The 23,925-nt window shown below is 41.4% G+C and carries 22 protein-coding genes and 1 tRNA gene; 17 read left to right on the top strand and 6 right to left on the bottom strand.

The window, feature by feature from the left end; translation table 11 throughout:
- Window positions 1–956: 956 nt before the first annotated feature.
- The 3 genes from O9316_RS11040 to O9316_RS11030 all read right to left on the bottom strand — a co-directional run bounded on the left by O9316_RS11040 (window position 957) and on the right by O9316_RS11030 (window position 6,873).
- Window positions 957–1,406, bottom strand: a complete 450-nt coding sequence (locus O9316_RS11040; protein WP_298205565.1) for a hypothetical protein — start codon at window positions 1,404–1,406, stop codon at window positions 957–959.
- A 70-nt stretch (window positions 1,407–1,476) separates the two neighbouring features.
- On the bottom strand, window positions 1,477–5,130 hold the full coding sequence (purL, locus tag O9316_RS11035) for a phosphoribosylformylglycinamidine synthase (protein WP_298205564.1): 3,654 nt from the start codon (window positions 5,128–5,130) through the stop codon (window positions 1,477–1,479).
- A 120-nt stretch (window positions 5,131–5,250) separates the two neighbouring features.
- The gene (locus O9316_RS11030; RefSeq protein ID WP_298205563.1) at window positions 5,251–6,873 is read right to left on the bottom strand and encodes a hypothetical protein; all 1,623 of its coding nucleotides are present in this window, start codon (window positions 6,871–6,873) and stop codon (window positions 5,251–5,253) included.
- Window positions 6,874–7,026: 153 nt separating this feature from the next.
- Between O9316_RS11030 and O9316_RS11025 the strand changes: the two genes are divergently transcribed.
- The 5 genes from O9316_RS11025 to O9316_RS11005 all read left to right on the top strand — a co-directional run bounded on the left by O9316_RS11025 (window position 7,027) and on the right by O9316_RS11005 (window position 10,159).
- Window positions 7,027–7,449, top strand: a complete 423-nt coding sequence (locus O9316_RS11025) for a hotdog fold thioesterase (RefSeq protein ID WP_298205562.1) — start codon at window positions 7,027–7,029, stop codon at window positions 7,447–7,449.
- Window positions 7,449–8,498 carry an isochorismate synthase gene (locus tag O9316_RS11020; RefSeq protein WP_298205561.1) on the top strand — a complete coding sequence of 350 codons (1,050 nt, stop codon included), beginning with the start codon at window positions 7,449–7,451 and terminating at the stop codon, window positions 8,496–8,498. Before O9316_RS11025 ends, O9316_RS11020 begins: the two co-directional genes overlap by 1 nt.
- 30 nt (window positions 8,499–8,528) lie before the next feature.
- Window positions 8,529–9,245: a bacillithiol biosynthesis deacetylase BshB1 gene (bshB1, locus tag O9316_RS11015; protein ID WP_298205560.1), complete on the top strand. Its 717-nt coding sequence runs from the start codon at window positions 8,529–8,531 to the stop codon at window positions 9,243–9,245.
- 215 nt (window positions 9,246–9,460) lie between these two features.
- A tRNA-His gene (locus tag O9316_RS11010) sits at window positions 9,461–9,536 on the top strand.
- A gap of 71 nt (window positions 9,537–9,607) precedes the next feature.
- Entirely contained in the window at window positions 9,608–10,159 is a 552-nt protein-coding gene (locus tag O9316_RS11005; RefSeq protein WP_298205559.1) for a hypothetical protein, read from the top strand.
- A gap of 31 nt (window positions 10,160–10,190) precedes the next feature.
- Here the strand turns inward: O9316_RS11005 and O9316_RS11000 are convergent, their stop codons facing one another.
- Both O9316_RS11000 and O9316_RS10995 read right to left on the bottom strand, forming a co-directional pair.
- Window positions 10,191–11,240, bottom strand: a complete 1,050-nt coding sequence (locus O9316_RS11000; protein WP_298205558.1) for a M28 family metallopeptidase — start codon at window positions 11,238–11,240, stop codon at window positions 10,191–10,193.
- A 2-nt stretch (window positions 11,241–11,242) separates the two neighbouring features.
- Window positions 11,243–12,301, bottom strand: coding sequence for a DUF3667 domain-containing protein (locus O9316_RS10995; protein ID WP_298205557.1), 1,059 nt, complete (start codon window positions 12,299–12,301; stop codon window positions 11,243–11,245).
- A gap of 74 nt (window positions 12,302–12,375) precedes the next feature.
- Here O9316_RS10995 and O9316_RS10990 point away from each other — a divergent pair, with 74 nt between their 5' ends.
- The 12 genes from O9316_RS10990 (at window position 12,376) to O9316_RS10935 (ending at window position 23,330) form a co-directional block, all read left to right on the top strand.
- A complete protein-coding gene (locus O9316_RS10990) occupies window positions 12,376–12,831 on the top strand; it encodes a DUF1801 domain-containing protein (protein WP_298205556.1) in 456 nt (151 codons plus the stop codon).
- Window positions 12,828–13,454 (top strand): Crp/Fnr family transcriptional regulator, encoded by a 627-nt coding sequence (locus O9316_RS10985; RefSeq protein ID WP_298205555.1) that lies wholly within the window; start codon window positions 12,828–12,830, stop codon window positions 13,452–13,454. Before O9316_RS10990 ends, O9316_RS10985 begins: the two co-directional genes overlap by 4 nt.
- A 48-nt stretch (window positions 13,455–13,502) precedes the next feature.
- Entirely contained in the window at window positions 13,503–14,300 is a 798-nt protein-coding gene (locus O9316_RS10980; RefSeq protein ID WP_298205554.1) for a sulfite exporter TauE/SafE family protein, read from the top strand.
- 65 nt (window positions 14,301–14,365) lie between these two features.
- The gene (locus O9316_RS10975) at window positions 14,366–15,784 is read left to right on the top strand and encodes an MBL fold metallo-hydrolase (RefSeq protein WP_298205553.1); all 1,419 of its coding nucleotides are present in this window, start codon (window positions 14,366–14,368) and stop codon (window positions 15,782–15,784) included.
- A 114-nt stretch (window positions 15,785–15,898) separates the two neighbouring features.
- Window positions 15,899–16,888 carry a 2-hydroxyacid dehydrogenase gene (locus O9316_RS10970; RefSeq protein ID WP_298205552.1) on the top strand — a complete coding sequence of 330 codons (990 nt, stop codon included), beginning with the start codon at window positions 15,899–15,901 and terminating at the stop codon, window positions 16,886–16,888.
- Window positions 16,889–16,898: 10 nt separating this feature from the next.
- The gene (locus O9316_RS10965) at window positions 16,899–17,729 is read left to right on the top strand and encodes a universal stress protein (RefSeq protein ID WP_298205551.1); all 831 of its coding nucleotides are present in this window, start codon (window positions 16,899–16,901) and stop codon (window positions 17,727–17,729) included.
- Window positions 17,726–18,202 (top strand): DUF2062 domain-containing protein, encoded by a 477-nt coding sequence (locus tag O9316_RS10960; RefSeq protein ID WP_298205550.1) that lies wholly within the window; start codon window positions 17,726–17,728, stop codon window positions 18,200–18,202. The genes O9316_RS10965 and O9316_RS10960 overlap by 4 nt, the downstream gene beginning before the upstream one ends.
- The gene (locus tag O9316_RS10955) at window positions 18,199–20,775 is read left to right on the top strand and encodes a cation-translocating P-type ATPase (protein WP_298205549.1); all 2,577 of its coding nucleotides are present in this window, start codon (window positions 18,199–18,201) and stop codon (window positions 20,773–20,775) included. The genes O9316_RS10960 and O9316_RS10955 overlap by 4 nt, the downstream gene beginning before the upstream one ends.
- A gap of 298 nt (window positions 20,776–21,073) precedes the next feature.
- Complete coding sequence (locus O9316_RS10950) at window positions 21,074–22,480, top strand: MBL fold metallo-hydrolase (protein ID WP_298205548.1); 1,407 nt, start codon at window positions 21,074–21,076, stop codon at window positions 22,478–22,480.
- Window positions 22,480–22,686: a hypothetical protein gene (locus O9316_RS10945; RefSeq protein WP_298205547.1), complete on the top strand. Its 207-nt coding sequence runs from the start codon at window positions 22,480–22,482 to the stop codon at window positions 22,684–22,686. The genes O9316_RS10950 and O9316_RS10945 overlap by 1 nt, the downstream gene beginning before the upstream one ends.
- Complete coding sequence (gene trxA, locus O9316_RS10940) at window positions 22,679–22,981, top strand: thioredoxin (RefSeq protein WP_298205546.1); 303 nt, start codon at window positions 22,679–22,681, stop codon at window positions 22,979–22,981. Before O9316_RS10945 ends, trxA begins: the two co-directional genes overlap by 8 nt.
- Before the next feature lie 142 nt (window positions 22,982–23,123).
- Window positions 23,124–23,330, top strand: a complete 207-nt coding sequence (locus tag O9316_RS10935) for a hypothetical protein (RefSeq protein ID WP_298205545.1) — start codon at window positions 23,124–23,126, stop codon at window positions 23,328–23,330.
- 447 nt (window positions 23,331–23,777) lie between these two features.
- On the opposite strand, the gene O9316_RS10930 is transcribed toward O9316_RS10935, so the two are convergent.
- Window positions 23,778–23,915, bottom strand: coding sequence for a T9SS type B sorting domain-containing protein (locus O9316_RS10930; RefSeq protein ID WP_298203681.1), 138 nt, complete (start codon window positions 23,913–23,915; stop codon window positions 23,778–23,780).
- Between the last annotated feature and the right edge of the window lie 10 nt (window positions 23,916–23,925).

The following is a 23,925-nucleotide window of genomic DNA, read 5'->3' as shown; positions in this document are numbered from 1 at the left end:
ATTGGTATGCGCTAAAATCAATCATAAATGAAAGTCAAAGTCCGCTAAAGAAAACCGTGTTGTTAATAGCTACATCATTCTCCGCATGGTATGAATTTAAAAACATAATAAATTTACCGTATATTAATTAGACCATAGCCATCGAAATTTAAAATAGTGGCTTTTTAAGGAATGACTACTTAATATCCAAACGCACATTATTTATATTTAGGAGCGGGAAGCGGAATAATTGATGGAATAACTTGTACAAAATAAACATTTTATGCTTCGCAACATTCGTTCAGCAGCTGAGAATAGGGAAGGTGTCAAAGGATTGTTGCTAAAGTGCCGTAAGCTTGTTTACATGCGTTTTTTTTTACTACCATTTTGCCTCACTTTTTCTTTTGTTGAAAACGCAACTCTTATTTGTTCCCATTCGTTTTTTTAAATAGTACACTACTAAATAATCATGGTACAATAGTTACACTAATCACTAATCACTAATCACCAATCACCAATCACCAATCACTAATCACTCCCCCTTTGGGGGTTAGGGGGCTCACCAATCACCCCCGAAGTTTCGGGACTAATCACTATTCACTAGTCACTATTCACTAGTCACTATTCACTAGTCACTAGTCACTAGTCACCAATCACTATTCACCCCCGAAGTTTCGAGGCTAATCACTAATCACTAATCACTCCCCCTTTGGGGGTTAGGGGGCTCACCAATCACCCCCGAAGTTTCGGGACTAATCACTATTCACTAGTCACTATTCACTAGTCACTAGTCACCAATCACTATTCACACCCGAAGTTTCGAGGCTAATCACTAATCACTAATCACTCCCCCTTTGGGGGTTAGGGGGCTCACTAATCACCCCCGAAGTTTCGGGACTAATCACTATTCACTAGTCACTATTCACTAGTCACTAGTCATCAATCACTATTCACCCCCGAAGTTTCGGAACTAATCACTACTTCTTCTTCTCCTCTTTGGCCGTAAACAGTTTCATCCGTTCGCCATTGATGAAAATCTTTCCGGCATTGAGGTGAACGGTCATTTCCACACGGGTCCACACGGGTGTGCTGCCATCGGGTTCGGTATCAGTGAAACGGTAGTATAAGTAATATTTGAGGTTGTCAAAGCCTTTGACCGATTTTAACGTGCCACTATCCGAGCATTCCAACCCCCATTCTATTGGGCGTTTGGGCGAATCGTGCAATTGATACATACCCGTGCCTCCGCGTTGCAATTCTACAATGGGTTCGGCTTCTTTAAAATGATAGGTGCCAAAAATGGGATATTCATTGGTTGTTGTGATAAATAATTTTCCAGCCTCTGTTTCAATTTCTCTCACCGCTTGTGCTGTAGCAAACATGGTGAAAAACATAAAAAGGCCAATACAATAACGGAACATAGACATAAGACATAGTTTTTAGTTGCACTTTAATCATTGAAAGCCTACCAATGCAATAGGGCCTCCCTTGGGTATATTATCCTTGTTTTTTTTCAATCCATACGCGTGCATTCACAAACGCCTCAAGCCATGGACTTACTTCATGGGTTTCATGGGTACCATAATACGCCCAATTCCAAGGGAAAATCGAACGTTCAATGTGTGGCATCATTACCAAATGACGTCCCGTTTTATCACACAACATCGCGGTGTTATAATCCGAACCGTTCGGGTTGGCAGGATACCCCTCGTAGGCATATTTGGCTACAATAGGGTAGTGGTGCTCTGCTTCGGGCAAGTGGAATTTTCCTTCACCATGCGAAACCCAAACGCCCAAGGTACTGCCCGCCAAGGTTGACAACATCACCGAGTTATTTTCTTGAATGGTCACGGAGGTAAAAATACTCTCGTGCTTGCGGCTGTCGTTGTGGTGCATTTTCCCATGAACCGCATGCTCGGGATGTATCAGTTCCAATTCCATAAACAACTGACATCCGTTGCAAATCCCCACCGATAGGGTGTCGGGTCGTGCAAAAAAGTTTTTCAACGCCGTATTCGCTTTTTCATTGTACAAAAATGCTCCTGCCCACCCTTTGGCACTGCCCAATACATCCGAATTTGAAAATCCACCTACTGCACCGATAAATTGCACGTCTTCCAAATTTTCACGGCCACTAATCAAGTCGGTCATGTGAATGTCTTTTACGTCAAATCCAGCCAAATACATTGCATGCGCCATTTCACGCTCGGAATTACTTCCTTTTTCACGAATAATGGCTGCTTTGGGACGTTGGGCGGGAGCAACCGGTAATTTCCCTGTGAAATGACTTGGAAATTGGTAATGTAAGGGTTGTTCAAAAATATGGGTAAAACGCTCTTGCGCTTTGTTGTTTTGCGTTTGTTTTAGGTCTAACAAATAGGAGGTTTCAAACCAAACTTTTCGCAGGGCTGGAATATCAAATGTCAACGTGTCAAGGGTTAAGGTCTCCCCAGAAACAACCTGCCCCAAAGGATAAATGGTCAGCCCTTCTTTGGCAAAAGCCGCTTCAAAAACCGCATCCTGTTGCGCCTGAAGTACAAGGCCACAATTTTCAGCGAATAAAATCTTCACCACATCTTGCTCTGCAAAGGCGTTCAAACTCAATGTGGCACCCAAATTGACGTCTGCAAAACACATTTCAAGTAAGGTTGTAATGAGTCCACCACTTCCTACATCATGACCTGCAGCAATAGCCCCTGCTTTGATCAATTGTTGAATCGTTTCAAAGGCAGTTTTGAAATACGCTGCATCCTGAATCGTAGGTGTTTTGGATCCAATTTTAGCATGAATTTGAGCAAATGAACTACCACCCAAATGGAAGTGGTCTTGCGAAAGCGGAATATAATATAATGATCCCGCCTGACGCTTGGCTACGGGTTCAATCACTTGTTTAATGTATGAACAATGCCCTGCCGCCGAAATAATCACGGTGCCAGGTGCCAATACATCGCCATTGGGGTATTTTTGTTTCATGGACAGGGAATCTTTCCCCGTTGGAATATTGATTCCCAAGGCAATGGCAAAGTCGGAACAGGCCTCCACGGCTTCATACAAGCGCGCATCTTCCCCTTCGTTTTTGCAGGGCCACATCCAGTTGGCCGACAAGGAAACGCTTTTTAAGCCGTTTTCCAAAGGCGCAAAAACAATATTCGACAACGCCTCGCCAATCGCATTACGACTTCCCGCTTTGGGATCGATTAAGGCAGCAATAGGGGCATGACCAATGCTGGTGGCAATTCCCTCTTTTCCTTCAAAATCTAAGGCCATAACGCCCACATTATTGAGCGGCAATTGCAAAGGACCCGCACATTGTTGCTTGGCCACCCGTCCGCCTACACAACGGTCCACTTTATTGGTTAACCAGTCTTTGCAGGCCACCGCTTCCAATCGCAACACTTGGTGCACATAGTCGTGAATATGGTCAATCGAATAGGTAATAGCATCATAGTGACGGGCAATTGTGGTATCGGTCATCAGGGTTTTGGGGGAGCTGCCAAACATATCGCTCAAAGCCAAATCCATTGGTTTTTCGCCTGTAGTGGCACTTGCAATGGTAAACGTATGATCGTTGGTAATGGTTCCCACGGGAAAAAGAGGCGCTCGTTCCCGCTCAGCAATGCGTTGTAAGGTATCAAGGTCGTTTACACCAATCACCAAGCCCATGCGTTCTTGCGATTCGTTGCCGATAATTTCTTTAGCCGAAAGGGTAGGGTCGCCTACCGGCAATTGGTCCAAATCAATGCGACCTCCAGTAGCTTCGACCAATTCGGACAAACAGTTGAGGTGTCCTCCCGCCCCGTGATCGTGAATGGAAACAATGGGATTGTGATCGCTTTCTACCAAACCGCGTATGGCATTGGCTGCCCGTTTTTGCATTTCCGGATTTGAACGTTGGATGGCATTCAATTCGATGCCCGATCCAAAAGCACCCGTATCAGCCGATGAAACCGCCGCACCTCCCATTCCAATTCGGTAATTATCACCGCCAAGAATGACAATTTGGTCGCCCAATTGGGGTTCGTGTTTTTGAGCCTGTTCGGCTTTGCCATACCCAATTCCTCCCGCTTGCATAATGACTTTATCATAGCCTAATTTTCGACCCTTTTCTTCATGTTCAAAGGTAAGCACCGACCCCGTAATCAAGGGTTGGCCAAATTTATTTCCAAAATCTGAAGCCCCATTGGACGCTTTAATCAAAATATCCATCGGCGTTTGGTACAACCATTTTCGTTCTTCCATGCCTTTTTCCCATGGGCGATCGGCTGTAAGTCGGGAATACGCCGTCATATACACTGCCGTTCCAGCCAGTGGGAGCGACCCCTGACCACCCGCTAAGCGGTCCCGTATTTCCCCTCCAGAACCTGTTGCAGCGCCATTAAAAGGCTCAACAGTCGTTGGGAAATTGTGGGTTTCCGCTTTGAGCGAAAGTACCGAGGTAAAGGGTTTTTTGGTGTAAAAAGCAGCCACATCTGCCCGTTGAGGCGCAAACTGTTTTACCACTGGACCTTGGATGAAGGCGACATTATCTTTGTAGGCCGAAACAATCGTATTCGGATGGGCTGCCGAGGTTTTTTTAATCAATTTGAAAAGGGACGTTTCTTTTTCGACACCATCAATGATAAAGGTGCCGTTGAAAATTTTATGACGACAGTGTTCTGAATTGACTTGTGAAAAGCCGAACACTTCGGAGTCGGTTAGCTTTCGTCCTAATTTTTCCGATAATTGATTCAAATAGGTTACTTCTTCATCGCTTAGCGCCAATCCCTCTTGCTGATTATACGCTGCAATATCTTCAATTTCTAAGATGGGTTCGGGCTGCACTGCAATGGTAAAAACCGATTGATCCAAACGCGCATACGGTTGCAATAGCATCGGATCATAGTGCGGGTTTTCGGTTATTACTTTGTGAAATTCTTCGATACGTACAATCCCTTCAATACCCATATTCTGGGTGATTTCAACCGCATTGGTACTCCAAGGGGTAACCATCGTTGCCCGCGGACCAATAAAGGGACCTTCGATTTCGAGTTGGTCAATTTTGTGGGTACCGCCAAATAGCCAGTTTAATTTTTGTAAAGTCGTTTCAGATAATGGAGTAGTGGACTGAACTGCGTAATTAGTTCCTGTTTCGTTGCCGAAAAAATGAATCATTGTTGTGTTGTTGTAAGTTGTCTCGCAAAGGTACGGCAAACACCAAAGGGAAGCAAATGCCTGTCAAATAGTTTTTCACAGGTTTTTGACAAAAAAAAACCTCCCGAAGGAGGTGTGTAGTTACGGATTGAGAATAAATTGATACGCCCCAATACAGGTTTGCGTGGTACGCGATTTGCCCAAAATATCCTGCGTGAATGAAGAAGTGATCGCGGGCATCGTGGACGATAAATCCTCGGTAGGCCACAGTTTATTTTGTGCATTATTTTTAAAACGCGGATTGAAGGTTTGGCTGTTGGTCGCTTGATAGCAATTGGTGAAATTGGTCGTATTGGTGGGTAAATACAACGGATTGTTGTTGGTGTTATTCAGGCGAATTAAGGTATGGGTAAATTGGTAGGCAAATGTAGCATCAGGACCGCCTGAAGTACCTGCGTTGTATTTGTCCAAGCGCAACATATTTTGATTGCTGCCGTAGATGATGCAATTGGTGAAATTGGCGGCATTCAAATCGCTCAAATACACGGTGTCGGAAGTTTCTAGGTAGTTGCTTACCAATACAGCCACTTGTCGTGAACTGTTCCAATTATTGTTGAATGTCGAATGGTCAAAAGTATAAGATCCGCCCAAAGTGGCTGCCAGCGAAGCTTGACCGCAATTGTTGATGACAACATTATGGCCATTTACCACGGCATCTCGCGCTAAAATTCCCACATTGGCGCAATTGTAAATTTGGGTATTCGAAAGGGTAACCCGCGGTTGCTGACTGTCGTCTTCGCCCACCGGGAGTCGTTTTTGAATCAACAACCCTACGGTAGCATTTTTAAGGGTTAGGTGGTTGATGCTATTGGTATTCAATTTTGACAAAATCATGATAGCGCCCCACTGCCCGGGAACATCACTGTATATATTCTCCAAGCGATCACCTTCAAAAACAACTTCATTACTCAAATTACTGGGGTCATTGCCTGGCGGTGCTGCACCGTTAATTTGAAGCGAAGCATTTTGACTTACAATTAATCCCGAATTGGCATGAAAATGCACCCGAGCGCCTGCATCCACCACCAAATTTTTCCCATTGGGCACCATAGCATATCCATAGACCACATAGGGTTTTTGATTTGTCCAATGCAATTCATCCCCGTTGACAGGGTCGTTTTCACTTAAATTACTCCCAATAAACTCGATGGGTTGTCCGTTTTCATCGAGTCCCAATGAAATCGTTTCATACACATTTTGGTTATCGCGTTCAGGGTAAATAAATACAGCGTCTTGGATTAGGGTCACCAATTCAACCTTTTGTACGACACTGTTGGCATGGCGAAATTCGATGGCATCGGTGTACAAAAAATCACTAGGATTAGCGTCAGCAACATCGGAAGTAACTTCGATAAAAACAAACATACTGTCTTTGGCCAAAAGTTCTACATTTCGGAAGATTTTTCCATCTCCAATCCCACTGTTGTCGCCATCCTCTCCGGTCATTCCATCGACCATGATGCGGTAATTGGAGGTAGCTCCTTTGCCCAACTGAATGGTGGGAATCGAGATGTCTTTGTCGGAGTCGTTGTAGACTTTCAAGCGATACGTGCTCGAGCCAATGTTGGTAAAAACCGTATCTAAATAGACCGTATCCCGATTGAATCGCAGTTGTACCGTACTGGGTTCAAATTCGAAATCATCCCGACAGGAAGTCAGAACAAGACTCGTAAAAACGGCGAAGAGCAAAAGTAGTTTGCGCATAATATGGATTGAGAATTTTGGTAAAAATAAGATTTTTGGTTGATTTGTTTTCAAATTCGTTAAGCGGATAACGTTTTTTTTCTGCGTTTATTCTATGTTAATACCATTGTTGTTTTTGAGGAAATGGGCTACTTTTAACGCAAATTTTAAAAAATGCAGTTCGATAAAGAAAAAATGCTTCGATTGTGCAACGAATGGAGCAAAAACACCTTAATGGAAACGCTTGATATTGCGTATGTTGATGCAGGTGAGGACTTTTTAGTGGCCACCATGCCTGTCAACTCAAGGGTGCACCAACCTATGGGATTATTACACGGCGGTGCTTCAGTGGCCTTAGCGGAGAGTGTGGGTAGTGCCGCCTCAATAATGTTTGTAAATCCCGAAAAACAGGAAGTACGCGGTATTGAAATTTCGGCCAATCATTTGAAATCCAAACGCGAAGGAACGGTAACCGCAACAGCCAAAATAGTGCACAAAGGCGCCAGCATCCATTTGTGGGAAATTCGTATCGTCGATGAAAATGATAAACTCGTTTCCTTGTGTAAATTGACCAATATGATTTTACCCAAACGCTAATGGATTGGATTGCGGCTAAAGTTTCGGAACAGCTCTTGCACCAAAAACCCTTTGTGTGTTATGCAAAACCCAATACACAAAAGCTATTGGGACTCTTTCAACGAACAGCAGAAAGTAGTTGCTTTAATGCTTTAGAATCAGGGTTTTGTATGGTGTCATTTGATGGAAAAAACAAATATATGCTTCGGGATTCGGACTGTGATTTGTATGCCGCTGCGTTTTCCCTTACTGAATATTCTTGGCCGGTAACTTCGCCCTCCTTTTCATCCGAGGATAAAGTTCATTTTGAGCATTTGGTTTCAAAAGCCCTTCAAGCCATTCAACAACAAACTTTTCAAAAAGTAGTCCTTTCACGCAAAGAGAATGTGGTGGCTCCCCATACCGATGTCTTTGCTGTTTTTCAACGGCTATTGAACTTATACCCAACCGCGTTTCGGTACCTATGGTATCATCCAGAAACGGGAATATGGATAGGCGCAACGCCCGAACAGCTGGTAAAAAAAGAAGGCGATTCCCTGCATACCGTTGCGTTGGCGGGCACACAACTTGGACCGAATCGCGCCGACGTTGTGTGGGGTGAAAAAGAAATCCAAGAACAAAAGTTGGTTACCGATTATATCGCAGCACAATTGCAACCGCTCACAGAATCGCTTAGGGTTTCTGCTCCTTACACCGTTGAAGCAGGAGCCTTGGTGCATTTGAAAACAGATATTCAAGGGGTGTTGAAAAGCGATTGGACGACGGTAGTAGAGGCCTTGCATCCTACACCCGCCGTATGTGGTTTTCCAAAACAAGAGGCCCTTGCGTTTATCCAGGAGTTCGAAGGCTATCATCGCTCGTTCTACGCTGGATATTTGGGCGAATGGAATAAAAACTTCAATACCTATCATGAGGGCGATTCCGATTTATTCGTCAATTTACGATGTATGCAATGGGAAAAGGATGTTGTCGCTATTTATGTAGGCTGCGGGATCAATGACGGCAGTATTCCAGCCCAGGAATTTATGGAAACCGTAAACAAATCGATGACCGTAAAACGCGCCTTATAATTATTCGTTATTTTTGTAAAAAATCAACTCATGAAATTAGATATTCTTGCTTTTGGCGCCCATCCCGATGATGTGGAATTAGGCTGTAGTGGAACCCTCGCCAAAGAGGTGGCGCTGGGACGAAAAGTGGGTATTGTAGACCTTACGCGCGGGGAATTGGGCACTCGAGGCTCTGTGGAAATTCGCAACCAAGAGTCGGCCAAAGCTTCAGAAATATTAGGCATTCATGTGCGCGAGAACTTGGACTTTCGCGATGGTTTTTTTACCAACGATGAAGCCCATCAAATGAAAATTATTCAGCTGCTTCGCAAATACCAACCCGATATCGTGATATGCAACGCCATCGACGACCGACACATCGATCATGGCAAAGGAAGTAAGTTGGTTTCTGATGCTTGTTTTTTATCAGGATTGCGAAAAATAGTCACCGAGTGGGAGGGCAGTGTACAACTTGCTTGGCGACCCAAAGCGGTTTATCATTATATCCAATGGAAGCCGATTGAACCCGATGTTGTGGTGGATATTACAGGCTATATGGACCAAAAAATGGCGTCTATATTGGCCTATGGATCCCAATTTTATGACCCCAACTCCAAAGAACCCGAGACGCCTATTGCTACCAAAAATTTTTTGGACAGTGTGCGGTACCGCGCTCAAGATTTAGGGCGCATTGTGGGTGTTGAACATGCTGAGGGTTTTACCGTAGAACGCTACGTGGCAGTGCATTCGCTACAGGATTTAATTTAAGTAACAATAGCTTATTTCCATTGCGGAATCAATGAGGAATGGACGGGGTTGATTTCTAACTTCCTTGGATTCAAGCCACTTAATCACAAGCCTGCTGGGAATGGAGAAATACACTTGAAAAGCGAATAATTTTCTTTAAAAAATCTTTGTAAGAGAAAATCTTTACGCTATATTTGCAACCGCAAAAGAGGTTAGGCCTTGATTGCACCCAACACGGTGATTGTAGCTCAGTTGGTTAGAGCGTCGGATTGTGGTTCCGAAGGTCGGGGGTTCGAGACCCCTCATTCACCCTAAAGCCCTGATTTTTCAGGGCTTTTTTAGTTTATATTCGTTTCTTTTTATACTTTTGAGAAAACGAAATCATGAAATATCTCCTCTATACATTCCTTATTTTACTGCCTTTGTGGGGGCAGACACAGGTGCAAACCAAGAAAAAAAAGTCGCCCAAAACTACAACTACGGCCACCCATTCCGAGAAATCCAAACTTCCTGATGAAATCGATCGTACGCTCAAACTGAAATTGGCCGTGATTCAATATTTTGTAGCACAACCCGATGAGAAAGGCGAAACTATGTTTTGGCAAACCAAAGGGAAACTCACCTTTGGCATCGTGAACTATACCGAAGCACAGAATCCGGTATTTAAAGAATTGTTTATCAAACAGTACCACGAGATGTATAAGGAATACATCCTGATGATTTCGCAAGGCGATGTGGCGGCGACCAACAAATTTATGCAACTTTTGGTACGGCACGAACTGGAATACCGGGCGCTTTTAACACCCGAGCAGCTAACCTCATACCGCAATGCCTTTCAAGCCATGGAAACGTCCAATCGACAAACCTATGATTCGTATACGGGATTGTTTTTTTCGGATTCGTTATTGCAAGCCTACCAAAACGGATTTCGGTAGTCACAAAAAAAGCCCTTGATTGGGCTTTTGGTTATTTTTTAGTTTCGGGTTCTGTTTTGTCGACTTTCAACCGGTCTGTTCGATTGGCAATTTCCCATACAATAGCAAAAGCATACTGCGCGCGTTTGGCCAATAAATCAAATTCAATTTTTTCGACATCATCAGTGGGTTTGTGATAATCTTCATGGACACCGCTAAACAAAAACACCGAGGGAATGTTGTTCTTGGCAAAATTGTAATGGTCAGAACGGTAGTAAAATCGGTTCAGGTCTTTACGATCGTTGTATTTATAATCCAATTCTAATTTGGTGTATTGGGTATTGACTTGCTCACACACGGCATGCAAATCACTCGACAAATAGTCGGAACCAATGACATAAATATAGCGACCGTCTGCCGCATGAAGCGCATCGCGACGACCAATCATATCAATGTTGACATCGGCCACCGTGTTTTTTAACGGAAATAATGGATTTTCGGTGTAGTAACGCGACCCATGCAACCCGTGTTCTTCGCCAGTAACATGCAAGAACAAAATGGACCGTTTGGGACCGTGCCCTTCTTTTTTGGCTTTTTGAAACGCTTGTGCAATTTCCAACAAGGCTACGGTACCTGAACCGTCGTCATCGGCACCATTGTAAACTTCTCCGTTTTTAATGCCCACATGATCGTAATGGGCAGAGAGCACTACAATTTCCTCAGGCTTTTCGCTGCCTTCAATAAAAGCGAGTATGTTTTCAGAATCGCCTAAATTTTCATTGTATTTGGCATTCAAATAAGCAGCCGGTACGGGTTGGTAATACCCATTATAGTTTTTGGGGGCAGGAATGCCATTTTTTCGGTACTGTTCAATTAAATACAATCCCGCTTTTTTCTGACCCTCACTACCGGTTTCTCTCCCTTCCATGGCATCGGAAGCTACGATGGTTAAATGCGTTTTCAATTCCGACTCGGTAATGGTCTTCATGTATTGCGTTACATTGGCTGGAGTAGAACTCGTTGGCTTCTGAGGCGCATTCGACGATCCGCCACACGCAACAAGTAGACCAAATATCCAGGCACTAACAACTATTTTTTTCATAATTAATGGATATTAACAAAGGAATAAACAAAAAGAAAGACAAGAAGGAAACTAATCAAAATCATATTGATGAACAGCAAAGCCATACTTTTCAAAAACGAGATCAACCGACTTTCTCCATAAAATCGGTGATGCGCTGGAAAAAAGTAATAAAACATCCACAGATAGGCGATGAGCGCAAAAAAACCACTGATGCCCTCAACCAGAAAATGGGAAGAAATTCCCGAGAGAATACTGTCTACCAACAAAACGATAAGGTTGATAAGCAATAAAAAAGAAAAATAATGCAGCGTAAAAATACCATGGTCAAAGTAATACCAGCGTTTTTTATTGTGAAAAAGCCATAATACTAACGCAAAAATAGGCATGTACAAAAACAACGCTTTAGGGATATTTTGAATCACAGATTGTTTAAACTTCTCGGGCAACATGGAGGCGGGGTAGCGCTTTTTGACCTCAAAGGATTTTTTATTAATCCAATATTCTAAAGCATTGATCGCATCGGGATCTTTCTGACGAACGGAATCCATTTCAGCCAGCGAATGGTACCCAAAATTCATGAAGTCGTCCTCAAGAATATCTTTTTCTTTTTTTTGCCGAATAAACTGTTTCAAACTATCCACTACGGCTTTTGGGGCTCTTTTGTCTTTGGCAATTTCCTCCAGCCAAACTTCTTCGGGAAGTTTTACCGTGTCTTTAAGGATGCCTGTTTTGGTTTCGTTTTTTATCAATTGCTCTTCCTTATTGGCAAGGATGTTGAACATGAAAAAGGTTACAAAACTGATAAAAATATACAACCGAACGGGGGCTAAGTACGAAAGCCTTTTTCCCGATAAATATTCTTTGGTGAGCGCAGCAGGCTTGAGAATTAAATTCCGTATCGTTTTCCAAAACGCATTTTCATAATGGGTCAAATCCTCAAAAAAATGCACAAAAAGATGGTAGAAGGTTTTTCGCGTATCTGTATTTTCCTGTCCACAGTTGGGACAAAACCGTTGCTCCACCACATAATTGCAATTCAAACAAGTTTTATCCTTGCGGAGCGGATTTTTATGCGCCATGGTTGGTTTTTTTTGGTGAGGTAAAACTAAGAAAAATAACGGTTATATTTGTTGTCATCAACCAAAAGGAAAACATGACCTCAACTAGTGTTACTCCAGAAGAGTACCTTCAACAACTGCCGCCCGAACGACTCGAGGTGATGCAGCACTTACGTCAATGCATCGTCGAAAATCTACCCGAAGGATTTCAAGAAACCATCCAATATGGAATGCTATCCTATGTGGTCCCTTTTGACATTTATCCCTCAGGCTATCATTGTGCCAAAGACCAACCCTTGCCTTTTCTCGCTATGGCTTCTCAAAAAAACGCCATCAGTCTATACCATATGGGCATTTATGCTGATGAACCTCTTTTGCATTGGTTTGTGTCCGAATACCCGAAACATAGCAAAACCAAACTCGATATGGGCAAGAGTTGCATTCGATTCAAAAAAATGGATGCTATTCCCTATACGTTGATTGGTGAACTTTGTCAAAAAATGACCCCTGCACAGTGGGTATCCTTGTATGAAAAAAACCTCAAAAAATGATTGATTTACTAACCCAACACTACGGATCTATTTTTGAAGAAAAACTGTTGCATGACATTGCGCATGTAGCTGTCATGCGTAATTTCCAGGAGGGTGACATATTAATTGACTTCGGAGATACCATTCAAAAAATGCCACTTTTATTGGAAGGTGCTATCAAAATATTGCGCGAGGATTTTGATGAAGGAGAATTATTGCTCTATTTTATTGAAAAAGGCGATACCTGTGCCATGACAATGGCGTGCTGTTTGGGCACCTCTAAAAGTGAAATTCGGGCGGTAGCCGAAACAGACGGGGCATTGGTGATGATTCCCGTAGCCTATATGGAAGAATGGTTAGGAAAATATAAATCCTGGCGCAATTTTGTGTTTAACAGTTACAACAGTCGACTGAAAGAAATGCTTTCTACCATCGATAGTTTGGCATTTTTGAATATGGAAGAACGGATTGTCAATTATCTTCGGGAAAAGGCCAAGATTGCCCAATCCAAAGATATTCAATCTACACACCAAGAGATTGCGTATGATTTACACACCTCGCGAGTAGTCGTCTCTCGCATTCTGAAAGCCCTTGAAAATAAAGGAAGTATTCGTTTACACCGGGCTACTATAGAATTGCTATAAGGTAACAAAGGTTACGCTACTCTTCGGTAAAAAGGGTCAAATTTGCGTATGGAAATACATCAACTTATCGGATACGGTTTGGCCGTTTTAGTGGGAATCTCCCTCGGACTCATCGGGAGTGGCGGTTCAATTTTATCCGTACCTATATTGGTGTATGTTATGGGAGTCCAACCCGTATTGGCAGCCGCCTATTCCTTATTTGTGGTAGGCATTTCAGCCTTAGTCAGTGGTTTTCAAAAGGCCAAAGACGGATTAGTCGATTTTAAAAAAGTACTCGCTTTCGGACTGCCGACTTTGGTAGCTGTATTTTTAACCCGAAAAATCATAGTGCCCTCTATTCCAGAAATTATCCAACTAACGGATCATTTTTCGTTGTCCAAACGCTTACTCATTATGACTGTTTTTGCAATTGTGATGATTATAGCCTCGTGGAAAATGATTCGTCCTGTAAAAGAAGCCCAAACCCTTCAGTCCGCTACTCCGCTCACCATAAGTTTGGTGGGTTTAGCCATTGGTTTCGTTGCTGGATTTGTGGGCGCAGGTGGTGGCTTCCTCATTGTACCCGCCTTATTGTTTCTGGCCAATACGCCCATCAAAAAAGCCATTGGAACTTCCTTATTCATTGTGGCTTTGCAATCATTAATCGGATTTCTTGGTGATGTAACCCAACAACCTATCAATTATTCGTTTATGCTCACCTTTACAGGGTGTTCACTGCTGGGGGTAGTCATTGGAAATCGTCTGTCCAAAGTGATTTCGGGGGAGAAAATGAAAACCATTTTTGGTTACTTCGTTCTGTGCATGGGAATTTACATTTTAATCAAAGAAATTGGGTTTCCTTCCTAACCAACTGATATTTATCATTTTTTGACACGGTTGTCTTGGCTACCTTTGGTCTAAATTCATTTCTTATGAAGTTAGAGCAAATCTATACCGGTTGTTTGGCCCATGCGGCGTATTACTTGGAAAGTGAGGGAGAAGCAGCTATTTTCGATCCTTTACGTGAAGTAGTTCCCTATATCGAGCGAGCAGAAAAAGACAACGCAAAAATTAAGTATGTCTTTGAAACGCATTTCCATGCTGATTTTGTTTCCGGCCATCTCGATTTGGCCGCCAAAACGGGCGCATCGATTGTATACGGTCCCACGGCCAAACCTGGATTTGAAGCCATAATTGCCAAAGATGAACAAGTCTTTTCGGTAGGACGGGTGACTGTAAAAGTAATGCATACCCCCGGACATACGCTTGAAAGTACGTGCTACCTCATTATCGATGAAAACGGTAAGAGTCACGGAATTATCACAGGCGATACGTTGTTTATTGGCGACGTCGGACGACCCGACTTGGCGCAACATGTCATCGCTGATTTGACCCCAGAAAAATTAGCCCGAATGCTATACCATTCGCTTCACGAGAAAATAATGCCTCTTGCGGATCATTTAATTGTATATCCCAACCACGGTGCGGGTAGTGCTTGCGGTAAAAAAATGAGTAAAGAAACTACAGCGACGTTGGGGAATCAAAAAGCTACCAATTATGCGTTAAATCCCGACCTTACGGAAGACGAGTTTGTGATGCAGTTGCTGACAGGGTTGACAACACCACCGCGTTACTTTCCCGACAATGTGTTGATGAATATACAAGGGTACACCGCACTAGACCACGTGTTGCATCAGGGACAAAAAGCCTACGACGCCAAAACCTTTGAAATGGTCGATAATGAAACTCAAGCGGTGATAATCGATTCGCGACCCGCGTCCGAATTTGCCAAAGGGTTTATTCCCAATAGCATCAATATCGGTTTGGAGGGAAGTTTTGGAACATGGGTAGGGGAGTTGATTCACAACATTCGGCAACCTATATTAATTGTCGCCGAAAATGAAGATAAGGTTAAGGAAACGATCATTCGACTTTCACGCGTTGGTTACGACCACGCTGTTGGGTACTTGAAAGGCGGCATACGCAGTTGGATACTCTCGGGGAACGAATTGGATTATGTGGAACGGCTACCCGCCAAACAGTTGGAATCCTACATCATGAGTTATAATCCCATTTTAATTGATGTCCGACGCAAAAGCGAGTACGATGCCGAACATGTAGTGGGGTCGCTTTCTATTCCGTTGCAAACGATATACAGTCATTTGGCCGAGTTTCCCAAAGAAATTCCTTTCGTACTGTATTGCGCAGGAGGCTATCGCAGTATGATGGCTGCATCCATTTTGAAAAGTAAAGGATTTGAAAATTTTGTCGATGTAATCGAAGGATTTGGAGGAATCAAACATACGCACCTTCCCAAGTCCGAATATACATGTCCTACAACCTTGTTGTAGCCAATGGTAGGAAGATCGTGAAAATGACAAACGACCGACCTGAATTTAAACATAAAAGCAAGGAAAAACCATTTTTGCAAACGATAAATAAACAAATCAGTAGATTGAGACAAAATGAAAACACTAGTTTATAGCATACACGGTTTTGACAAACCAGTGATAGAGAAATTAGCCCAAGGCAAACACGAATTGATGTTCACAGAGCTGCCTTTGAATGAAAATACAGCTCATCTTGCACAAGGATTTGAGGCTGTTGTACTTTTTACTTCGGACAAAGCCAACGCAGAAGTGTTGGATGTATTAGGTAATAATGGAGTAAAATTTATAGCCCTCCGTTCAGTTGGTTATGATCACGTTGACTTGGCAAAAGCAAAACAGCTAAATATAAAAGTTGCCAACGTACCTGCTTATTCTCCTTATGCTATTGCCGAGCATTCGGTGGCATTATTAATGGCTTTAAATCGAAAAATAATATTGGCTCAGAAACTGATGAAGCAAAACGATTTTCGACTAGACAAACTGGTGGGTTTTGACCTTCATAATAAAACCATTGGCGTTGTTGGGACTGGGAAAATTGGCTCTGCATTTGTTAGAATAATGCACGGTTTTGGTTGTGAAATACTAGCTTATGACATAGAACAGGATCATGAATTAATTGAACAATGCAAAGTACAATATACTTCATTAGAAACTTTGTGTAAAAATTCTGATGTCATTTCGGTAAACTGTCCATTGAATAAGGATACCAAATATATGTTTAACAAGACTACTTTTTCACAAATGAAAAATGGAGTTGTATTTATCAATACGGCAAGAGGTGGAATAGTAAATACGCAAGATTTACTTGATGCCCTTAACCAAGGAATTGTTTCTACTGCCGGACTAGATGTATATGAATATGAAAAACCTATCTTCTTTTACGACCATTCCAATACTCAAATAGAAGACGAACTCTTCGAAAAAATGCGTTCTCATCCGAATGTTTTGATTACGGGTCATCAGGCGTTCTTAACCCATGAAGCTCTTGAAGGCATTGCAGCAACAACTATAAAAAATATTGTCGAGTGGTCTATCAATGGAAAATCAATTAACGACATCAATTAAATATAAAAATATGAAACTACTAATAACTACCGACTTCTCGGCAAACTCAAAAGGAGCAATTAGATTTGCTCAAATGCTTGCAAAGCAATCAAATGAAATAGAAGCAACATTTTACCACTCTGTCCATTTTATGAAACCAACTGTATGGAGTGATGTTTTTTTTAAATTGTATAAACAAGAAGAAATAGAAAGACTTACGGCTGAGCTTAAAAAGTTTGTTTTTTCAACAATTGGACGAGATAAAGATAAGTTTACCAATATTAAATTTGTTATTGACTCTGCTATCTCAATCGAGAAAGAAATTATAAGATATGCCGAAAAAAACAAAATAGATTTTATTTGTATAGCAACGCAAGGTGCAGGTGTATTAAGAAAAATAATGGGCACTCATACATCCTACATTGTAAATAATTCTAAAATTCCAGTGTTGGTAATACCAAGTCATTATCGTTCTAGACAAATAAAAAAAATAACCTATTTATCTGATTTTGAAAACCTAAAGAAAGAAATAGATAAGGTTTCTAAATTTTCTGGCTCTGTAAAGTGTGGTTTAGATGTATTGCATTACTCATCTATCATTTTGGACAAAAACAAATTTGAACGGGATAAAGATCTTTTAAAAAGAGAAGAATACAAAGACATTAAACTAAACATTGTCAAAAATAATCTGGAATTATCTCTAATGGAAAGAGTCTCCCAATACATTACCAAATCTAAGCCTGAACTTTTAATCATGTTTACTAAAAGGGAAAAGAGTTTTTTTGAGACTATTTTTCTACCCAGTAAATCAGCTGAACTTACCTATACCACTAAAGTGCCTGTTTTGATATATTCCAAATGAAATCGGTTAAAGGTAACTTTGTTGAAAATATTTTTCGAAAAGCAAAGATTAGCTTTTTAAAAATATACTATGCAAGAGGGAGTGCTCATGAAATTGCATTAGGAGCTGCAATTGGGGCGTTTTGGGGTGTATTCCCAACGTTTGGATTAAGTACAATTTTATCTCTTTTATTATACAAAATCTTTCGTTTTAATATAGTAGCTGCAATATCAGGTGCATTTATTTCTAATCCCTTAACAAGTCCTTTTTTATTAATAATAAGCTATAAAGTTGGAAGCTATTTTATTAAAACCGATATTCAATTTGATTATGACAATTGGTATAAAAACTTACCGAGAATTGGGTATGTTTTAATTATTGGTTCTACCATAGTTAGTGCTATAACGGGATTATTTATTTATTATATCACTAAATATGTGGTTGATCGTAGGCGTAACCTAAAAGCTAATAACCCAATTCAAAACACAAAATGAATCATCACATATTGTCTATTCATGACACCCTGCAATTGCTTAACACAAGCAAAAATGGCTTGCATCAGTCTGTTGCCGAAGAACGGTTGCTTGAAAATGGAAGAAATGAATTAGTTGAAAAAAAGAAAAAACCTACATGGTTAATCTTTATTAATCAATTTAATGACGTGATGATATTAATACTGCTTACTGCAGCTGTTATTTCCATTGTAATTGGTCATTTAAAAGATGCGGTTGTAATTCTCATAATTGTTCTCTTAAATGCCATAATAGGATTTATTCAGGAATATCGAGCAGAAAAAGCAATGGCTGCTTTAAAAAAAATGGCGGCATCAAACTCTTTAGTTCGCAGAAACGGCAGTATTATTGAAATAGCTTCTTCAGAATTAGTACTTGGTGATATTGTTATATTAGAAGCTGGGAATATTGTACCTGCTGATATACGTCTTTCTGAAACTCATTTGCTAAAAATTGAGGAATCATCTCTTACTGGGGAGTCACATTCTGTAGATAAATTAACCCAAGAACTCCAATCAGAATATTTACCAATTGGCGACCGAAATAATATGGCATTCAAAAGCACCATAGTTTCTTATGGACGAGGCGAAGGCATTGTGGTAGCAACGGGAATGAGTACCGAAATAGGACGTATTGCTCAACTCTTACAGGAAGACGAAAGCCAAACACCGCTTCAAAAAAGGTTAGCAGATTTTAGCAAAAAACTATCTTTTGTTGTAATTGGTATTTGTGCCGTTTTGTATGGTGTTGGTTTACTTCGTAGCGAAGATCCCATACAGATGTTGCTAACCGCAATTTCTGTAGCAGTGGCTGCTATACCAGAGGCGTTACCTGCTATTATAACCATTGCATTAGCTTTAGGTGCTAAACGAATGGTAAGTAATAATGCGTTAATCCGTAGACTTCCATCAGTAGAAACATTAGGCTCAATAACTTATATCTGCTCTGATAAAACAGGCACAATTACCCAAAACAAAATGACTGTTACTGACATTTGGCAACCAAATTCAATAGCACCATTTCAAAACTTCAACGCAGAAGAATTATTACTCTTCGCTATGGAACTCAACCATGATGTTTCTGTCAATGAATCAAACAAGTTCAAAGGAGACCCAACTGAAATAGCCATTGTTGAATATGCAAGAAAGCATAATCTTTATAGCGAATCATGGAAAAGCGTTAATCGTGTTCTAGAATTACCTTTTGATGCTGAAAGAAAACGAATGACAACAATTTACGCAATCAATGATAAGTATATATCTGTTACAAAAGGTGCAGTAGAATCTGTCTTGAACTGTTGTATTAAACATAATGATTCTGAAATTTCAAAAGCCGTAAATCAATTTGCCCAACAAGGTAAAAGAGTTTTGGCTTACGCTTTTAACATATTGGATAAATTACCTGAAAATAGTACCATCCAAAATACAGAACAAAATCTTAACTTTATTGGTATAGTTGCCATGATAGACCCTCCGAGAGAGGAGGCAAAACAGGCCATTGCAGATTGCCATTCAGCAGGCATTACACCAGTAATGATAACAGGAGATCACCCAATAACTGCTTATGCCATTGCTATAGAAACTGGTATAATTCATAAAAAAACTGATAGAGTTGTTACTGGGTTAGAATTAGAAGGTTATACAGATGAAGAATTTGAAAAAGAAGTTGAATACATAAAAGTTTATGCACGAGTTTCGCCAGAACAAAAGTTGCAAATAGTAAAATTATTGCAAAAGAAAAACCATTTTGTTGCTATGACGGGAGATGGAGTAAATGATGCTCCTGCCTTACGAAGAGCAAACATTGGTATTGCTATGGGAATAATAGGATCTGATGTAAGTAAAGAAGCGGCACAAATGATTTTATTGGATGATAATTTTGCAACTATCATAAAAGCAGTAAAGGAAGGAAGAAGAATTTATGAAAACATCAGGAAATTTATAAAATATACGCTTACCAGTAATGGCGGAGAAATTTGTACAATTTTCTTAGCCCCACTTATTGGTTTACCTATACCCCTTATCCCCATTCATATTTTATGGATTAATTTAGTAACTGATGGACTGCCTGGTTTAGCATTTGCAGCTGAACCTGCCGAAGAAAATATTTTACAACAACCCCCACGCAAGACAGATGAAAGCGTATTTTCTAAAGGTTTAGGGCTTCATATACTTTGGGTTGGATTATTGATGGGTGCAATTTGTTTAGTCACACAAGTGTGGGCTACACACCTTGAAAATGACAAATGGCAAACTATGGTTTTTACAGTATTATGTATAAGTCAAATGGGACATGCCATGGCAATTAGAAGCGATTTGAAATCACTATTTCAACTAGGAGTTTTTGGCAATAAACAATTAGTTAGAGCTGTTCTACTAACCTTTGCTTTACAAATGGCAGTAATTTATGTTCCTTTTTTACAGGACATTTTCCGTACAAAATCTTTAACCATTATTGAACTATTGATCTGTATAGGTCTATCAAGTATTGTTTTCTGGGCAGTAGAAATAGAAAAATGGGTTAAAAGGAGAAATTTAAAATATCGTAAGCTTTAAGGGATAATAATAACACAGAAACTCAATACTGATAATGGTTTGCAGGTACGGTGGACAAAAACCACTTGCTATAACCCGGGTTTGGCAAAAGTGGCGGTTCAGAGCTCCGCTGAAACATTTGTGGTTAAATTCACCACCTTCGCCAAACCTGTAAACGTTGTAGGGAGTGTTTTTTTTGTTTTTAGTTTTTGGAAGCACCGTTTCGACAGCGGTGCTTCTTATTTTGTTAAATTTGTAACAAGGGTTACAGCATAACTCAAATCAACCTTGTAGTTTTACAGCAAATTAGTTTACGTGTATGAAAATCGAACAAATTTACACCGGATGCCTCGCTCAAGGCGCGTATTATATCGAAAGTAATGGCGAAGCGGCCATCATCGATCCGTTGCGGGAAGTACAATCCTATATCGATCGTGCATTCCATGATGGGGCTACTATTACATATATTTTTGAAACCCATTTCCATGCCGATTTTGTCAGTGGTCATGTAACGTTGGCCGAAAAAACAGGGGCTCCTATTGTGTTCGGCCCCAATGCCAATCCTTCCTTTACAGCGCATGTTGCTGCCGATGGAGAAGTTTTTACAATAGGTACTATTACACTCACCGTTTTACACACGCCTGGACATACCATGGAGAGTACGTGTTATTTGTTGAAAGACGAAAACGGAAAAGACCATGCCTTGTTCAGTGGCGATACCTTGTTTTTGGGCGACGTGGGCCGCCCCGATTTAGCGCAAAAAGCAGCCGACATGACCCAAGAAGATTTAGCAGGAATTTTATTTGATAGCCTTCGCACCAAAATTATGCCACTGGCCGACGACGTCATCGTTTACCCAGCTCATGGCGCAGGCAGTGCTTGTGGAAAAAATTTGAGCAAAGAAACCATTGGCTCCATCGGCGAACAAAAAACAACCAATTATGCCCTTCGTGCCGATATGACTAAGGAAGAATTTATCAAAGAAGTGACCGACGGTTTGTTGCCACCCCCAGCGTATTTCCCGATGAATGTGCGTTTGAATAAGGAAGGGTATGAAAATGTCGAAAACATCATCGCCGATGCCCAAGCCTTGGATGCCAACGCATTTGAAGTCGCCGCCCAAGAAACCGAAGCACTGATTTTGGATGTCCGTCACCAAGACGATTTTTCCAACGGCCATATTCCCGGTTCGATATTTATTGGAATTGATGGACAATTCGCTCCTTGGGTGGGCGCATTGATTCTAGATTACAAGCAACCCATTTTGCTGGTCACCCCCGAAGGACGAGAGAACGAAACCATTACCCGTTTGGCACGTGTAGGCTATGATCAAACACTAGGTTATTTACAAGGCGGTTTTGAGGCTTGGAAAAATGCGGGTAAAGAATACGATACTTTGAATGCTGTAACGGCGGCGCAATTAGAGACCCTACTGCCTGAAGGCATTCAAGTTTTTGATGTCCGTAAACCGGGCGAATATGCTGCCGAGCATATTGAAAATGTACCGTCAACGCCCTTGGATTTTATCAACGAACATTGGGCTGAATTTCCCAAACACGATTCGTTTTACATTCATTGTGCAGGAGGCTACCGTTCCGTGATCGCGGCTTCAATTTTGAAGGCAAGAGGGTATCACAACGTCATCGATATCAAAGGCGGATTTGCTGCGGTACGCCAAACAGGCATCAAAACGACAGCGTATGTTTGTCCCTCAACGTTGAAGTAATGAAAACGAGATTGTTAACCAATTGGCATGTAATGCGCATAGTGCGATTGGCATTTGCCCTATTTTTATTGGCCAATGCCTATGAAACACGCCAATGGATTTTTGTGCCCCTAAGTTTATTTTTCCTGCTCCAAGCGGTATTCAATTGGGGATGCGGCATGCAAGGAAATTGTGCGGTGAATTTAAAAAAAGAAAGACATGAATAGTAGTTTTGGCGAACTCATTAACGCAGATAAACCCGTGTTAATTGACTTTTATGCTACCTGGTGCGGGCCCTGTCAAATGCTGGCCCCCGTTTTAAAAGAAGTCAAAGATGCACTTGGAGATTCGGTTTCTATTTTAAAAGTAGATGTCGACAAAAACCAAGATCTAGCAGCCATGCAACAGGTTCGAAGCGTCCCCACTTTACTGTTGTACCAAAAAGGACAATTGTTGTGGCGGCAGTCAGGGGTGGTTTCCAAAGAGCAACTTATACAAACCATTGAGGCCAAACGCTTGTAATGAGCGGATTACGTTTTTAGGGTTCTTTTTTACGAGTATTGAATACCCCAAAAATTAAGTAAGAATTAAGAGCGGAGGCCATTCATTTCCACTCTTTATTTACTATCTTTGAGTTAGAAAATGAATTTAAAATAAATAAAGTATGAAGAAAATGATCTCCTTCTTTGCTGCGGCAGCCTTACTGGTTGCGGTAAGTGGCCAAGCCCAAGAGCAAGAAAAGAAAGAAAAGAAAAAAGCGAAAACTGAAAAATCGTGTTCCACAGAAGAAAAGAAAGCCTGTGGTACGGAGAAAAAAGGCGGCTGTTGCGCGAGCAAAAAAGCCGATAAAAAAACAGAAACAAAAGCCTAATTTTGTATGTTGCCTCCAAAAGCGTTTCCTCACCGAGACGCTTTTTTTTGTTTGAAAGTCTAAAGTCTAAAGTCGAAAGTCATAAGTCGTAAGTCGTAAGTCATAAGTCTAACGACTAAAGTCTAGTCACTAATCACTAGCCTGCCCGCCGCTTGACTCACCTGCCAGCCGGTAGGTAGGTTGCTACATTCATTAGGGCGCGCCCCCTCGGAATCACCCCCGTCTTCCTATGGAGGTTAACCGCCTCGGGGTCGGGTCGTTCGTTGCAATCTTGCCTCCGCTGCGCTGCGGCAAGGATTTCCACTGCCACCCCTCGCGCGGAAAGGAATTAGGAATTATGAATGATGAATGATGAATTTTCTAATTGTAAAAAAAGCCGCCCATTTCTGAGCAGCTCTTTTTATTCTAAAGTCTAACGACTAACGACTAACGTCTAACGTCTAAAGTCTACCTTTTCAACGAGAAGTGCGCTCTAAATTCCTTCGGCGCATTCCCCTCAAAGTACTCCACCAAGAACCAGTAGTCGGTGGCAGGCATCAAGGCACCGTTGTAGGTACCATCCCATCCTGCTGCCGTGGGACTGATTTGCTTTAAG

This window comes from Flavobacterium sp., assembly GCF_027533505.1.
Lineage (GTDB): Bacteria > Bacteroidota > Bacteroidia > Flavobacteriales > Flavobacteriaceae > Flavobacterium.
The sequence above is the reverse complement of the archived record's forward strand: the minus strand, read 5'-3'. Positions and strand labels throughout refer to the sequence as shown.